The sequence below is a fragment of the Thioclava sp. F34-6 genome (assembly GCF_002213235.1).
GTDB lineage: Bacteria > Pseudomonadota > Alphaproteobacteria > Rhodobacterales > Rhodobacteraceae > Thioclava > Thioclava nitratireducens.
This window is the reverse complement of sequence record NZ_NBOA01000006.1, coordinates 68,372-83,062: the sequence shown is the minus strand read 5'-3', so window position 1 is coordinate 83,062 and position 14,691 is coordinate 68,372. Positions and strand designations below refer to the sequence as shown.

Sequence of the window (14,691 nt, the reverse complement as noted above, 5' to 3'; positions counted from 1 at the left end):
AGCAGACTGGGGGTGAGGCGGATGGAATTGGCGGCATTCTGGGCAGGGCTGAAACTGGGGCTCGGGCTGATCGTGGCGATCGGCGCGCAGAACGCTTTCGTGCTGCGTCAGGGGCTGCGGCGCGAGCATGTCTTGGCGGTGGCGCTGTTCTGCGCACTCTCCGATGCGGTGCTGATCGCCATTGGCGTGTCGGGCTTCGCCGCCGCGTCCACCGCACTGCCATGGCTGGCCGAGGCGCTGCGCTGGGGCGGTGTCGCCTTTCTCAGCTGGTATGCGATCCGTTCCGCTTTGGCGGCGATCCGGGGCGGCGAGCATCTTGATCCGAGCGCGGGCAGCGCGCCGTCCTTGCGCGCGGTCCTCGTGACGGTGGCCGCTTTCACATGGGCGAACCCCCATGTCTGGCTCGATACGGTGGTGCTTCTGGGCGCGGTCTCGGCGCAGTTCGCGGGCGCGCGGATCAGCTTCGCCACCGGCGCGATCGTGGCGTCCTTCGTGTTCTTCTTCGCGCTGGCCCATGGCGCGCGGCTGCTGGCGCCGCTTTTCGCCAAGGAGAGCGCCTGGCGCGTGCTCGATGCGCTGATTGGGCTGCTGATGGGGTCGATCGCCTGGAAGCTCGCCGCGGGCGGATTATAACCGACACAAAACCGCCCCTTGCGCGCGGTGCCGATCCAGCGTCCAAGAGAGCCATGACCGCGCAAGACAAACCTAACAAACCGCTGATCGGCATCCTGTGGATGCTCGCCACCACCGCCTGTTTCGTCATGGTGAATATCATCGTCCACTGGCTGGGCGATCAGGTGCCCGCCGCGCAATCGGCCTTCGTGCGCTTCACGTGGGGGCTGATATTCTTCGCCCCCGCACTGGCCCGCATCCTGCGCCAGAACTTCCCGCCGCAGGTCTGGGCGCTGTTCGGTGTGCGCGGGGCGTTGCACGCGGTGGCGGTGGGGCTGTGGTTCTTCGCGATGAGCAATATCCCGATCGCCGATGTCACCGCGATCAACTACCTCAACCCGATCGTGGTGACGGTGGGCGGTGCGCTCCTGTTGGGCGAGGGGCTGGCGTGGCGGCGCGTGACGGCGGTGATCGTCGCGCTGATCGGGGCGCTGATCATCCTGCGCCCGGGGATGCGCGCGATCGAGCCCGGCCATATCGCCCAGCTTGGCGCGGCGCTGTTCTTCGGCGGCGCCTATCTCGCGGCGAAGCGGCTGACCGATTACGTGCCCGCGGGCACGGTGGTCGCGATGATGACGCTGGTAGTGACCGTCGCGCTCGCGCCGGTGGCGATCTGGAAATGGGAGCCGATCACGCTGTCCGAGACGCTCTGGCTGGGCGCGGTGGCGGTCTTCGCCACCGGCGGGCATTACTGCATGACGCGGGCTTTCGCCGCGGCGCCCGTGACGGTGACGCAGCCGGTGATCTTCCTGCAACTGGTCTGGGCGGCGATTGCGGGTTGGGCGATCTTCGACGAGCGTCCCGACCCCTACGTGATCCTCGGCGGTGCGATCATCATCGGCGCGGTGAGCAACATGACCTTCCGCGAGGCGCAGCTCAAACGCCGGGTGACGCCGCCTCCGCCTGCCACCAAAATCTGACAGCGCAGCGCTTTTCTGCAAATGTCGGATGCCTCCGGCGGGGATATTTGAGCCAAGCCGAAGGGGCGCGCGCGCCTTGGTTTCGGCTTGGTCAAAATATCCTCCGCGAAGCGTCCCTCATCTCGCCTCGGCGCTGCGCTGGGGGTCGATGAGCCGCGTGATGACGCCTTCGCGGGTCACGACGCGGCCATCGGTGAGCGGAACGGCGGGCTCGTGGCGCAGCCGCTCCATCACGTCGCGCACGGGGGCGTCGGCGGGCATCGGTTCACCCGTGGCATCGCCGGTGGGCGTGCCGACCGGGTCGGCGATATCCTCGGCGGTCAGCACGCCGAGTGGGTTCATATGGGCCACGAAATCGGCCACATAGCCGTTCGCCGGTTTGGCGATGATGTCGCGTGCCGTGCCGCATTGCACGATCCGCCCGCCTTCCATCAGCGCGATCCGGTTGCCGATCTTGAACGCCTCGTCGAGGTCGTGGCTGACGAAGATGATCGTACGCTTGAGCTTGGTCTGCAGCTCCAGCAACTCGTCCTGCAGCTTGGTGCGGATCAGCGGGTCGAGCGCCGAGAAGGGCTCGTCCATCAGCAGGATCGGCGCGTCGGTGGCGAACGCCCGGGCGAGGCCCACGCGCTGCTGCATGCCGCCCGAAAGCTCTGCCACCTGACGGTCGGCCCAGTCCGACAGACCCACCAGTTCCAACTGGGTGTCGACCTTCTTGCGGCGTTCCGCCTTGCTCATGCCGGCGAGTTCGAGGCCGAGGCCGACATTCTCGCGCACGGTACGCCAGGGCAGCAGGCCAAATTGCTGGAAGACCATTGCGATCTTGTTGAGGCGCATTTTGCGTAAAGTCGCGGGGTCGGCGTGGGTGACATCGACGAGACGCTCGCCGTCATGCACCTCGACCTGCCCGCGCACGACCGGGTTGAGTCCGTTCACCGCGCGCAGCAGCGTCGATTTGCCCGAGCCCGAGAGGCCCATCAGGACGAGGATCTCGCCCTCGGGCACCTCGACCGAGCAGTCATGCACGCCAAGCACCTGATCGGTGCGCTCCTGGATCTCGGGGCGCGAGAGCCCTTCGTCCATCAAGGGCAGGGCCTCTTGCGGGCGATCGCCGAAGACGATGGAGACATTGTCGAATTTGACGGCGGTTTTGGCTTTGGTCTGGGTCATTTCGAACCTCCGCGGCGCAGCATGCGGTCAAGGATGATGGCGACGACGACGATCACGAAGCCGGATTCGAAGCCGAGTGCCGTGTTCACGGTGTTCAGTGCGCGCACGACCGGCACGCCAAGCCCGTCAGCGCCGACGAGCGCGGCCACCACGACCATCGACAGTGAGAGCATGATCGTCTGGTTCAGACCCGCCATGATCTGCGGCGTGGCGTAGGGCAGTTCGACCTTCCACAAAAGCTGGCTCTTGGTCGCGCCGAAGGATTGCGCGGCCTCGGTCAGCGTATCGGGTGTCGAGGAGACGCCCAGATGGGTCAGACGGATCGGCGCGGGCAGAACGAAGATCACGGTCGCGATCAGGCCGGGCACCATGCCGATGCCGAAAAAGACGATGGCCGGGATCAGGTAGACGAAGGCCGGCAGCGTCTGCATCAGGTCCAAGACCGGTTGCAGTACTGAATACAGCCGTGGGCGATGGGCGGCGGCGATGCCGATCGGCACCCCGATCCCCATGCAGACCACGCAGGCGGCGATCACGAGGGTGAGGCTCTCGGTCGTCTCTTCCCAGTAGTCCTGATTGAGGATGAACAGGAAGCCCACGATCACCAGCAGGGAAATCTTCCAGCTGCGCTGCAGCAGGTAGGCGATCACCGCGAAGGCGAGGATCACGAGAAGGGGCGGGGGGCCTTGCAGCACCCAGAGCGTTGCGTCGATCAGCGCTTTCAGCGCGACGGAGAGGGCGTCGAAGAGCGGCGCTGCATGGTCCTGCAGCCAGTCGATCACGATCTTGGCCGTCTTGCCCACGGGGATTTTGGTTTCGGTCAACCAGTTCATAACTGTCCTTGCGAGTTGTTATTTCTGGCGCGTTTCGATGCGGTCGAAGGCGACTTGCGATTGCGCCTTGCCGGTTTCGGGGTCGAGCTTGGTCACGCGCAGGACCAGCCCGGCCTTGGGGGAAAATTCCTTGAGGAAGGCGGTGCGCAGCTTGCCCATCGCGATCCGTTCGACGACCTGCCAGACATCGTAGCGGCACGCGCCGATCAGCACCGAGCCGGGGCCGCGATAGGCGTAGGAGATGGTGCCGCGATCCTTGGTCTCGCCGTCGACTTTCAGCGCCACCGGAGTGCGCCAGTTGCCCAGCTGCGGCAGTTGGTCGAGCCGCGCGGGGTCCTCGTCATAGGTGAGCGCGAAACTGCGCCCGTCCATTTCCTGCAGGCTCACCGCCAGCGGATGGTCGTAGCGCTCGCGCTTGGGCGGGCGGCCGAGCTCGGGATCGTCGACCCGGTAGGAGGTCAGCGTGCCGTTTTCGTAGCGATAGGCCTGCGCCATTTTCGGGGCGTTGCGGGTGAGCGTGACGCCCGCCGCGTGCAGGGCCTCGGCCTCCGGGCAATCGGCGGCGCGCGCCGGGGTCACGGGCGCGCTCAACATCCCTGCGAAGAGAAGGGCCGCGCCGGTGAGGGCGCGGACCGAGGGGAAGCGGGGGCGGAGGGCCATGCCCTGCCGCCCGCGCGAATATTGCGCCCGAAGGCTCACGAGTTCAGCGCTTTCTCGACCGCTGCCTGCGCGTCGCCGCCGTCCTTCGTGGTCACACCGTCGAGCCAGGGCTTCCAGCTGTCCGGGTTGGCCTTGAGCCATTCCTTCGCGGCCGCCTTGGGATCCTCGCCATCGTCGAGGATCTTGCCCATGATCTCGTTTTCCATCGCGAGGGTGAACTTGAGGTTGGAGACGAACTTGCCCGGGTTCGGGCACTCGTCGACATAGCCCGCGCGGACGTTGGTCATGACCGTCGCACCGCCGTAATCGGGGCCGAAGAAGTCATCGCCGCCCGACAGGTAGGTGATGTCGAAGTTGGAGTTCATCGGGTGGGGTTCCCACGCGAGGAAGATGATCGGCTTGTCGGCTTTGTCGGCACGCGCGACCTGCGCGAGCATGCCCTGCTCGGAGCTTTCCTTCAGGTCGAAGTTCTTCAGGCCGAACGCGTCCTTGTCGATCATGTCGAGGATCAGCGCGTTGCCGTCATTGCCCGGCTCGATGCCGTAGATCTGGTTGTCCAGCTCGTCGGCGTGCTTGGCGATGTCGGAGAAGTCCTTGATGCCGAGCTTGGCGCCAGCGGGGTTGGTCGCCAGCGTGTATTTCGCGCCGGTCAGGTTGGTGCCGAGCGTCTCGACGGTGCCGTCCTTGGTGTAGGGATCGACGTTGGCGGCCATCGAGGGCATCCAGTTGCCCAGGAACACGTCGACGTCGCCTTTCGACAGCGCCTCGTAGGTCACCGGAACCGAGAGAACCTTGGTGTCGGTCTCGTAGCCGAGCGCTTCGAGGATGGTGGTCGCGACCGCGGTGGTCGAGGTGATGTCGGTCCAGCCAACATCGGAGAAGGTCACTTTCGAGCAATCGGCGGCCTGAGCGGGCGCGGTGCCTGCCAGTCCGAACGAGAGCGCGGCCCCCAGTGCGAGGAGCGTGGAACGAAGTTTCATGCTTTTTTCTCCCTGTGCAGCGTTAAGAAAAACCGCGGGATGCGGTTGTTGATTGACGAGTCAATAAACATGTTCTAGCTCGACATGCAAGCAAGCCACCCGGAAGGAGGCCGATCACATGCCGAAGCTTGGAGCAGAGCCTATACGGCGCGCAGCCTTGGTCAAAGCGACTATTGAGACAGTGGGCGAGGCGGGGTCGCTCGACGTGACGGTCGCGCAGATCGCCCGGCGCGCCGGCATGTCCTCGGCGCTGGCGCACCATTATTTCGGGTCGAAAGACCGGATTTTCCTCGCCGCGATGCGCTCGATCCTTTCGATTTACGGGGCCGAAGTGCGCGGTGCGATGGCGATGGCGCATTCCCCGCACGAGCGTGTTCGCGCAGTTGTGATGGGCTCTTTCGCGGCGGGCTCGTTCCGTCACGAGGCGATCGCCGCGTGGCTGAACTTCTACGTTCTCGCGCAGTCGAGCGCCGAAGCGCGGCGCCTGCTGCATATCTATCAGCGCCGTCTGCGCTCCAACCTCATGCACGGGCTGCGGCCGCTGGTCGGCGACCGCGCGGGCTCCGTGGCCGAGGGTTTGGGCGCGATGATCGACGGCGTCTACATCCGCGCGGCGCTTGTCGCGGGCGAGCCCGACCGCGAGGCCGCCTGCGAACTGGTGCTGGCGCATCTGGAAAAGGAATTGGAGGTCCACCAATGAGGGCACAGCCGAAAGCAAGCCATTTCGTCAATGGCGACTGGATGGAAGATACGGACGGCGACGAGCTGATCGTCACCTATCCCGGCACCGGCGAGGTGATCGCCAAGCTGCATGCGGCGACCCCTGCGGTGATCGACGCCGCGATTTCGGGGGCGGTTGAGGCGCAGAAGAACTGGGCCGCGCTGCGCCCGGTCGAGCGGGGCCGTATCCTGACCCGTGCCGTCGCGATCATCCGCGAGCGCGGTGAGGAACTGGCGCTGCTGGAAACGCTCGACACCGGCAAGCCCATTCAGGAAACCCGCGAGGCCGACTGGCCTTCGGGCGCCGAGGCGCTGGAGTATTTTGCGGGTCTCGCGCCCACGCTGACCGGAGAGACGATGCCGCTGGGCGGCGATTTCGCCTATACGATCCGCGAGCCGCTGGGCGTCTGCGCAGGGATCGGCGCGTGGAACTATCCCAGCCAGATCGCCTGCTGGAAATCCGCGCCCGCGCTGTCGACCGGCAACGCGATGGTGTTCAAGCCTTCCGAGATGACGCCGCTGGGCGCGCTGAAGCTGGCCGAGATTTTCATCGAAGCCGGGATGCCCGCGGGTATCTTCAACGTGGTGCAGGGCTTCGGTCCGGTGGGGGCGGCGCTGTCCACTGATCCGCGTATCGCGAAAGTGTCGCTGACGGGTTCGGTGCCGACGGGCGCGAAGGTCTATCAGGCGGCTTCGGCAGGCATGAAACACGTCACGATGGAATTGGGCGGCAAATCCCCGATGATCGTGTTCGACGACGCCGATATCGAAAGCGCAATCGGCGCGGCGATGCTGGGGAATTTCTATTCCTCGGGTCAGATCTGCTCGAACGGGACGCGAGTCTTCGTGCAGAAGGGCATCAAGGAGAAATTCCTCGCCCGTCTGAAAGAGCGCGCGGAAACCATTGTCGCGGGCGATCCGCTGGACGAGGCGACGCAATTCGGTCCGCTGATCTCGAAGGCGCAGTTCGACAAGGTCATGTCCTATGTCGAGAGCGCGAAATCCGAAGGCGCGCGACTGGTCTGCGGCGGCTCGGCAGGCAATGAGGGGCCGCTTTTCGTGCAGCCCACCGTTTTCGCCGATGTTACCGACGATATGACCATCGCGCGGGAAGAAATCTTCGGCCCGGTCATGTCCGTGCTGGATTTCGAGACCGAGGAAGAGGCGATCGCGCGGGCCAATGACACGCAGTTCGGCCTCGCCGCGGGTGTGTTCACCGGCGATCTGGCGCGCGGCCACCGTGTCGTGAGCCAGCTGCAGGCGGGTACGACCTGGATCAACGCCTACAACCTGACGCCGGTGGAAATGCCCTTCGGCGCGGTGAAGCAATCGGGCTTCGGGCGCGAGAATTCGCGCGCGGCGGTGGAGCACTATACGCAGCTCAAATCCGTCTATGTCGGCATGGGGCCGGTCGAGAGCCCGTACTGAATTTGAATTTGGGGAGGTTGGGGGCGCTGCCCATCGCCGGTTGGTCCTCGGACCGATGGCGCACGAACCGGCGCCCCCCGGGATTTTCCGCCAAGGGGAAGATATGAGTGTTTCGGCAGAATATGTGATCGTAGGCGCAGGCTCGGGTGGCTCGGCGCTGGCTTACCGGCTCGTGGAAGCGGGACGCGACGTGGTCGTGATCGAGCACGGCGGCTCGGATGCCGGGCCGTTCATCCAGATGCCCGGCGCGTTGAGCTATCCGATGAATATGGGGATCTACGACTGGGGCTTTCAGTCGGAACCCGAAGAGCATCTGGGCGGACGCCGTCTGGCGACCCCGCGCGGCAAGGTGCTGGGCGGCTCGTCGAGCATTAACGGCATGGTCTATGTCCGGGGCCACGCGCGCGATTTCGACCATTGGGAAGAAAGCGGCGCGCGCGGCTGGGGCTACGCCGATGTGCTGCCCTATTACAAGCGGATGGAGCATTGGCACGGCGGCGAAGAAACCGAATGGCGTGGCCGCTCGGGGCCGCTGCATGTGACCCGCGGGCCGCGCTCCAACCCGCTGTTCGATGCCTTCGTCGCTGCGGGCGCGGCGGCGGGCTATCCGGTGACCGAGGATTACAATGGCCGGCAGCAGGAAGGCTTCGGGCCGATGGAGGCCACGATCTACAAGGGGCGTCGCTGGTCGGCGGCCAATGCCTATCTGCGCCCGGCGCTCAAGACCGGCAAGTTGCGGATCGTGCGCGGTCTGGCGCGGCGCGTCGTCTTCGAAGGCAAGAAGGCCGTCGGCGTCGAGATCAAGCGCAAGGGGCAGATCGAGGTGGTCCGCGCGACGTCCGATGTCGTGCTGGCGGCAAGTTCGATCAATACGCCGAAGCTTCTGATGCTCTCGGGTGTCGGCCCGGCAGAGCATCTGCGCGAGCATGGCATCGAGGTGCTGGCGGATCGTCCCGGGGTGGGCGGCAACCTGCAGGATCACCTTGAGATCTATATGCAATTCGCCGCGAAACAGCCGGTCACGCTGTTCAAGTACTGGAACCTCTACGGCAAGGCCCGTGTGGGCGCGCAATGGCTTTTCACCAAAAGCGGGCTCGGCGCGTCGAACCAGTTCGAAAGCTGCGCCTTCATCCGGTCGGAGGCCGGGATCGACTACCCGGACATCCAGTATCACTTCCTGCCGATCGCGGTGCGCTATGACGGCAAGGCCGCCGCCGAGGGGCATGGCTTCCAGGCGCATGTCGGGCCGATGCGTTCGAAATCGCGTGGCCATATCCGGCTGCGCTCGGGCGATCCCGAGGCCAAGCCCGAGATCAAGTTCAATTACATGAGCCATCCCGACGACTGGGCCGAATTCCGCAAATGCGTGCGGCTGACCCGGGAAATTTTTGCGCAAGCGCCGATGGCCGCCCATGTGAAGCACGAGATCCAGCCGGGGGCCGACGTGGAGACGGATGAGCAGATCGACGCCTTCATCCGCGAACATGCCGAGAGCGCCTATCACCCATGTGGCACTGCGAAGATGGGGGCGGCGGACGATCCGAGTGCCGTCGTCGATCCGGAAGGCCGCGTGATCGGGGTCGAGGGGCTGCGGGTCGCCGACAGCTCTGTCTTCCCGCGCATCACCAACGGCAACCTGAACGCGCCCTCGATCATGGTGGGCGAGAAGATGGCCGATCACCTGCTGGGCCGGGCACCGCTCGCACGCGAGAACCTCGAGCCGTGGGTGGCGCCGAACTGGCAGGTGGCGCAGCGCTGAGTTAGCGGCCTTCGCGGCGCGGGAGGCTGAGGGCATAGCGCCCCGGCCCCTGCGCCGCGAGGATCAAGAGCCCGCCCGCGATCGCCCAGTTCTTCACGAAGATCGTCACCTGCCACGGGTCGGCGCGCAGCTGCCAGTGAAACCAGCTGGTGAAGATGCAATAGGCGGCGAGGATGAGTGCCCAGGCCCGCACCTTCGGGCCGAAGATCAGGCCAAGCGCCGCGATCAGGTTGAACAGCGCCGCGGGCCAGACCAGCCAGCCGGGCAGGCCAAGCCAGCCGATCATTTCCTGCACCATCCGCGGGTCGCTGACTTTCTGCGCCGCGCCGCCGAGGAACAGCAGCGCGATCAGGATGCGGCCGATCAGGTTGAGCGCGTCGGACATGCGGGGCTCCCAAGTTTCGCGTTTACCTTTCAGCTACGAAATCTGTTGCGTGCGAGATCAGTCCCACCGATATCTAGGGAATGTTAAGGCTTTGTTCACTTCTGGTTCTCATCGCCTCGCCCGTTTTCGCGGCGACGGTCACGGGCATTCCACGCGTCGTCGATGGCGATACGCTGGTGGTTGCGAATACGCGGGTGCGGCTGTTCGGCATCGACGCGCCGGAGGCGAAGCAAAGCTGCAAGACGACGCAAGGCGTGCGCTGGGCTTGTGGACAGGCCGCGACGGCGGAACTGCAGCGGCTCGCGGGGCGGGGAGTGCGGTGCACGGGTCACGAGCAGGATCGCTACGGGCGGCTGATCGCTATTTGCCGCGCCGGCGGGCGGGATCTCAACGCCGAGATGGTGGCCCGCGGCGCAGCCTTCGCTTACCGAAGATACGCGCTCGATTATGTCGGGCAGGAGGAGCGCGCGCGCCGGGCGGGTCTCGGCATCTGGCAGGGCGAAGCAAGGCGCCCAGCAGCGGTCCGCGCCGCGACCAAGGTACAAACCCCGCCGGGTAATTGCGCGATCAAGGGCAATATTTCCAAGCGCGGGCGGCTCTATCATCTGCCGGGCACGGGCTCTTATGCCGCGACGCGGATCAATACCGCCAAGGGCGAGCGATGGTTTTGCACCGAGGCCGCGGCAAAAGCGGCCGGATGGCGTCGCGCAGGCGGCTGACTTGATGCGCATCAAGGTGGCGCGAGTCGCGGTGGCCTAATGTCGGTCCGACAGCAAGGAAAGGGAGCGACATGGCCAATACGCCGCACACGCTGCAAGACGAATTCCCGACGAAACTCGATCGGATCCACGAGTTGAAAATCTCCAACGCGCATTTTGCAAAGCTGTTGGACGATTACGACACGCTGAACGATCGCGTGCACCGGGCCGAGACGAATGTGGAGCCGATGGACAGCCTCGCCGAGACCGACCTGCGCAAGCAACGCGCCGCGGTGAAGGATGAGATCGCGCGGATGCTGGGTACCGCCGACGCCTGAGTTGTATGGTAACGAGTGATTTTGGTGGGACGCCTCGGGGCTTCGGCCCCGGGGCGTTTTTCTATGCGATGTCGTAGGGCAGAAGGCCGCGATGGTCGGGATCGACATGCAGGCGGCGTTCCAGCGGCGGAACCGAGCGCTGGTGGCAATCCTTACGCTCGCAGATTCGGCAGGAGATCCCGATCGGCTGGTAGGCCTTGGGATTGCCGAGCTCCATATCGTCGGCATAGACGAGCCCCTTCGCGTGGCTCACCTCGCAGCCCAGACAGATCGCGTAGCGGCGGACTGGCGCGGTGAAGCTGCCGCCCGATTTCGAGACGTCGCGCGCGAGGCAGAGATAGCGAACGCCATCGGGGGTCTCTGCGAGTTGGCGCAGGAATTTAGTAGGAGTTTCAAAGGCTTGGTGGACGTTCCAGAGCGGGCAGGCGCCACCGAATCGGGCGAATTGCAGTCGCGTGGCAGAGTGGCGCTTGGTGATGGTGCCGGCTTGATCGACGCGGACGAAGAAGAAGGGAATACCCTTCGCGCCGGGGCGCTGCAGGGTCGAGAGACGGTGGGCGACCTGCTCGATCGAGGCGGTGAAGATGTCGCAGAGTCGCTCCAGATCGTGGCGGGTGTCCTGCGCCGCTTCGAGGAAGGGGCGGTAGGGCAGCAGCGCCGCGCCCGCGAAGTAGTTGGCGAGCCCGATCTTGGCGATCGCCCGGGCCGTGTCGGATTGGAAGCGCGCGAGGTCGAGCGTCGCATCCAGCAAGTCGTTCTGGGTCAGCAACGCCACTTGGTGCAGCAATTGGAAGGCCTGCGTCGGGCGGCCCGCATGGGCGTTGATCAGAAGCCGGTTGCCGTCACGCTCGCGCAGTTGCGAAATGTCGGAGAACTGCACGTCGAGACCGCGTTTCGCGAGGGTATCGATGGCATGAGGAATGGGCTCCAACCGCTTGCCATCACGACAGGAAAATCGTTCGGCGGCACGATCGACGGCGTCGATGTAATTGTCGCAATAGTGAAAGAAGTCGCGGACCTCTTCCCAGGGGGAGACCACCGTCTGTGCGCCCTCGCGGCCCAGGGCTTCGTCGAGCGAGGCGAGGCGTTCATGGGTCTGGCGGTAGGCGCGGTGCAGTTCGAGGAAGGACCGGGCGAGTGCAGGGGCGTTGGAGGCCGCGAGCCGCAGATCGGCCAAGGGCGGCGCGCCGTCGGAGAAGATCGGGTCGGCCAATGCCTCGCGCATGTCCGAGACCAGCCGCTCCGCATCGCCCGCCGAGAGTTCGGTCACGTCAAGGCCGAATTCGCTCGCCAGCGCCAGCACGACCTGCGCAGAGACCGGGCGGTGGTTGTTCTCCATCTGGTTGAGATAGGGCAGCGACACGCCGAGCCGCTCGGCGAAGGCTTTCTGGGTCAGGCCGAGCCGCGTGCGGGTTTCGCGCAGTTTCACGCCGGCATAGAGTTTCTGAGTCGCCATCTGCCCCTCCTTTTGCAAAGAGATTTTTAGCTTTGCAAAAACCCTACGTCAAATTTTGCCGGTTCTGAGCCGGCGTCATTGGGTCAATCGCGGATGGTCTGCGATCGGTAGCGTGCTTCGCAGTTATGCGATTCGCTATCGCATGCTTGCCAATAATTTGCAAATTTTCTCGAATCCCCTTTGTAAGATTGTTGCCTTCGGAATAGGGTGCCGAGAAATTATGCGGAGGACCCTCATGAGAGACATCCTGAAGGAGCTGGAGCATCGGCGCGACGAAGCCCGCCTTGGTGGCGGCGAGAAACGCATCGAGGCGCAGCACAAGAAGGGCAAGCTGACCGCGCGCGAGCGGATCGAATTGCTGCTCGACGAGGGCTCTTTCGAAGAGTTCGACATGTTCAAGACCCATCGCTGCACCGATTTCGGGATGGAAGAGAGCAAGCCCTATGGCGACGGCGTCGTTACCGGCTGGGGTACCGTGAACGGGCGCATGGTCTATGTGTTCAGCCAGGATTTCACCGTCTTCGGTGGCTCGCTGTCGGAAACCCACGCCGAGAAGATCTGCAAGATCATGGATATGGCGGTCCAGAACGGCGCGCCGGTGATCGGCATCAACGATTCGGGCGGGGCGCGGATTCAGGAAGGCGTGGCGTCGCTTGCAGGCTATGCGGACGTGTTCCAGCGCAACATCATGGCCTCGGGCGTCGTGCCGCAGATCAGCCTCATCATGGGGCCCTGCGCCGGCGGTGCGGTCTATTCGCCCGCGATGACGGACTTCATCTTCATGGTGAAGGATACGTCTTACATGTTCGTCACCGGCCCCGACGTGGTGAAGACGGTTACGAACGAGCAGGTGACGGCCGAGGAGCTTGGCGGGGCCGCGACCCACACCAAGAAAAGCTCGGTCGCCGATGGCGCCTACGAGAACGACGTCGAGGCGCTGTTCGAGACCCGACGCCTGATCGACTTCCTGCCGCTCTCGAACCGCGAGAAGGCGCCCGTGCGGCCCTTCTTCGACGAGGTGGACCGGATCGAGGCGTCGCTCGACACGCTGGTGCCCTCGAACGCGAACACCCCCTACGATATGAAGGAATTGATCCTGAAGATCGCCGATGAGGGCGATTTCTTCGAGATCCAGAAGGACTTCGCGGGCAACATCATCACCGGCTTCATCCGTCTGGAAGGTCAGACGGTCGGCGTGGTCGCGAACCAGCCGATGGTGCTGGCGGGCTGTCTGGATATCGATTCCAGCCGCAAGGCCGCGCGCTTCGTGCGCTTCTGCGACGCATTCGAGATCCCGATCCTGACGCTGGTCGACGTGCCGGGCTTCCTGCCGGGCACGAGCCAGGAATATAACGGCGTCATCAAGCACGGTGCGAAGCTGCTGTTCGCCTATGGCGAGGCGACCGTGCCGAAGGTCACCGTCATCACCCGCAAAGCCTATGGTGGCGCCTATGACGTCATGTCCTCCAAGCACCTGCGCGGCGATTTCAACTACGCCTGGCCGACTGCGGAAATCGCGGTGATGGGCGCGAAGGGTGCGGTCGAAATCCTCTATCGCTCGGAACTGGGTGACCAGGAGAAGATCGCCAAGCGCACCGCCGATTACGAGGACCGTTTCGCGAACCCGTTCGTGGCGGCCGAAAAGGGTTTCATCGACGAGGTGATCCAGCCGCGTTCGACGCGTCGCCGGGTGGCCCGCGCCTTCGCGGCGCTGCGCTCGAAGAAGCTGTCCAACCCGTGGAAGAAGCACGATAACATCCCGCTCTGAGGAGGCGCATGACGGGCAGGTCGAGGATCGCGACGCTATTGCCCGGCGCTCTCGCCGGGCTGGCGCTGGCGTCTCCGGCGCCCGCCCAGGAGCTGCGGGAGGTGACGCCAGTGCCCGATTACGGTGCGGTCATGCATCCGGGCAACCTGGGGGAGGATCTGGGGCCCGGCGACGGGCCGGAGGGGACGAAGGGCGATGCGATCCCGGTACCGTCCGGGCAAAAGGTCTGGTGGGTCGACGTGATCCACAACGAGGCCGGACCGGACGGGCTGACCTATCGTTTCCGCTTCCTCGCGCCGCAGATCGGAGGGCCGAGCCCGATCTCCTCCGATATCGCGCTGAAGGATATCGAGGCGCTCTGCAACGGGTGGGTGGTGCCGCGCCTGCCGCAGCCCGGTCCGGAGCCCGCACAGGTGATGGTGAGCCTGTCGGACCAGATCGTGCCGTTCGGCGAAGCCGCCCCAGAGGTGGTGCAATATTTCGACAGCTTTTCCGTCGAGGATGGAAAATGCGTTTGGGAGTTTTTCTGATGGCCGTGGCCAGACCCGCAGATCACAGCTTGGAAGGCAGGATGCCGGAGCGCGCGTTTGTGCGGACGCTCACGGCAAGATCGCGCTTTCGTGAGTGGGATTTGCGGTCTAACCTGCCCTTGGGGAAAGCGATTTCGGTCCCCGCGTTGAAACGGGTCGTGCCGAACCTCGCCCAGATCGGGGCGCGCGCCCCCCTGGACAGGAGAACGACATGTCGAAAGCTCTCATCGCGCTTGGCCTCGTGGCCTTCGTCGCAGCCTGCGCGCCCAAGCCCGAGCCGATGCCGGTGGCCGTCACCACCGAGCCGACCTATACCGGCAAGTACAAGTGATCTGCGTGCGGGGCAGGGCGGCAGCCACCGCCTTGCCCCCACG

General features: G+C 64.9%; 15 protein-coding genes. 9 read left to right on the top strand and 6 right to left on the bottom strand.

Annotated elements, in window-relative coordinates:
- Positions 1–21: 21 nt before the first annotated feature.
- A complete protein-coding gene (locus B6V72_RS13565; RefSeq protein ID WP_088735800.1) occupies positions 22–633 on the top strand; it encodes a LysE/ArgO family amino acid transporter in 612 nt (203 codons plus the stop codon).
- Between the two features lie 53 nt (positions 634–686).
- The gene (locus tag B6V72_RS13560) at positions 687–1,592 is read left to right on the top strand and encodes a DMT family transporter (RefSeq protein ID WP_168173050.1); all 906 of its coding nucleotides are present in this window, start codon (positions 687–689) and stop codon (positions 1,590–1,592) included.
- Positions 1,593–1,709: 117 nt separating this feature from the next.
- Here the strand turns inward: B6V72_RS13560 and choV are convergent, their stop codons facing one another.
- From choV to B6V72_RS13540, 4 genes are read right to left on the bottom strand one after another with little or no spacing between them, the layout of a single operon-like run.
- Positions 1,710–2,762: a choline ABC transporter ATP-binding protein gene (gene choV / locus B6V72_RS13555; RefSeq protein ID WP_088735799.1), complete on the bottom strand. Its 1,053-nt coding sequence runs from the start codon at positions 2,760–2,762 to the stop codon at positions 1,710–1,712.
- Positions 2,759–3,595 carry a choline ABC transporter permease subunit gene (gene choW / locus B6V72_RS13550; protein WP_075775542.1) on the bottom strand — a complete coding sequence of 279 codons (837 nt, stop codon included), beginning with the start codon at positions 3,593–3,595 and terminating at the stop codon, positions 2,759–2,761. Before choW ends, choV begins: the two co-directional genes overlap by 4 nt.
- A gap of 18 nt (positions 3,596–3,613) precedes the next feature.
- The gene (locus B6V72_RS13545) at positions 3,614–4,255 is read right to left on the bottom strand and encodes a hypothetical protein (RefSeq protein WP_088735798.1); all 642 of its coding nucleotides are present in this window, start codon (positions 4,253–4,255) and stop codon (positions 3,614–3,616) included.
- A 35-nt stretch (positions 4,256–4,290) separates the two neighbouring features.
- The gene (locus B6V72_RS13540) at positions 4,291–5,235 is read right to left on the bottom strand and encodes a choline ABC transporter substrate-binding protein (RefSeq protein WP_075775540.1); all 945 of its coding nucleotides are present in this window, start codon (positions 5,233–5,235) and stop codon (positions 4,291–4,293) included.
- Positions 5,236–5,353: 118 nt separating this feature from the next.
- On the opposite strand from B6V72_RS13540, the gene betI reads away from it, so the two are divergent.
- From betI to betA, 3 genes are all read left to right on the top strand, one after another.
- Positions 5,354–5,935: a transcriptional regulator BetI gene (gene betI / locus B6V72_RS13535; RefSeq protein WP_075775539.1), complete on the top strand. Its 582-nt coding sequence runs from the start codon at positions 5,354–5,356 to the stop codon at positions 5,933–5,935.
- Positions 5,932–7,383 carry a betaine-aldehyde dehydrogenase gene (gene betB, locus B6V72_RS13530; RefSeq protein WP_088735797.1) on the top strand — a complete coding sequence of 484 codons (1,452 nt, stop codon included), beginning with the start codon at positions 5,932–5,934 and terminating at the stop codon, positions 7,381–7,383. The genes betI and betB overlap by 4 nt, the downstream gene beginning before the upstream one ends.
- A 103-nt stretch (positions 7,384–7,486) precedes the next feature.
- Positions 7,487–9,142, top strand: a complete 1,656-nt coding sequence (betA, locus tag B6V72_RS13525) for a choline dehydrogenase (protein ID WP_088735796.1) — start codon at positions 7,487–7,489, stop codon at positions 9,140–9,142.
- A 1-nt stretch (position 9,143) separates the two neighbouring features.
- On the opposite strand, the gene B6V72_RS13520 is transcribed toward betA, so the two are convergent.
- Positions 9,144–9,527 (bottom strand): DoxX family protein, encoded by a 384-nt coding sequence (locus B6V72_RS13520; RefSeq protein ID WP_088720260.1) that lies wholly within the window; start codon positions 9,525–9,527, stop codon positions 9,144–9,146.
- Between the two features lie 80 nt (positions 9,528–9,607).
- On the opposite strand from B6V72_RS13520, the gene B6V72_RS13515 reads away from it, so the two are divergent.
- Together B6V72_RS13515 and B6V72_RS13510 are read left to right on the top strand one after the other, a co-directional pair.
- Positions 9,608–10,246 (top strand): thermonuclease family protein, encoded by a 639-nt coding sequence (locus B6V72_RS13515; protein ID WP_088735795.1) that lies wholly within the window; start codon positions 9,608–9,610, stop codon positions 10,244–10,246.
- Positions 10,247–10,317: 71 nt separating this feature from the next.
- Positions 10,318–10,563, top strand: a complete 246-nt coding sequence (locus B6V72_RS13510) for a YdcH family protein (RefSeq protein WP_075775534.1) — start codon at positions 10,318–10,320, stop codon at positions 10,561–10,563.
- Positions 10,564–10,624: 61 nt separating this feature from the next.
- Here the strand turns inward: B6V72_RS13510 and B6V72_RS13505 are convergent, their stop codons facing one another.
- Complete coding sequence (locus tag B6V72_RS13505; protein WP_075775533.1) at positions 10,625–12,019, bottom strand: helix-turn-helix transcriptional regulator; 1,395 nt, start codon at positions 12,017–12,019, stop codon at positions 10,625–10,627.
- Positions 12,020–12,254: 235 nt separating this feature from the next.
- On the opposite strand from B6V72_RS13505, the gene B6V72_RS13500 reads away from it, so the two are divergent.
- Positions 12,255–13,787 (top strand): acyl-CoA carboxylase subunit beta, encoded by a 1,533-nt coding sequence (locus B6V72_RS13500; protein ID WP_075775532.1) that lies wholly within the window; start codon positions 12,255–12,257, stop codon positions 13,785–13,787.
- A gap of 8 nt (positions 13,788–13,795) precedes the next feature.
- The gene (locus B6V72_RS13495; protein ID WP_233243134.1) at positions 13,796–14,317 is read left to right on the top strand and encodes a DUF6497 family protein; all 522 of its coding nucleotides are present in this window, start codon (positions 13,796–13,798) and stop codon (positions 14,315–14,317) included.
- The last annotated feature ends 374 nt before the right edge of the window (positions 14,318–14,691 follow it).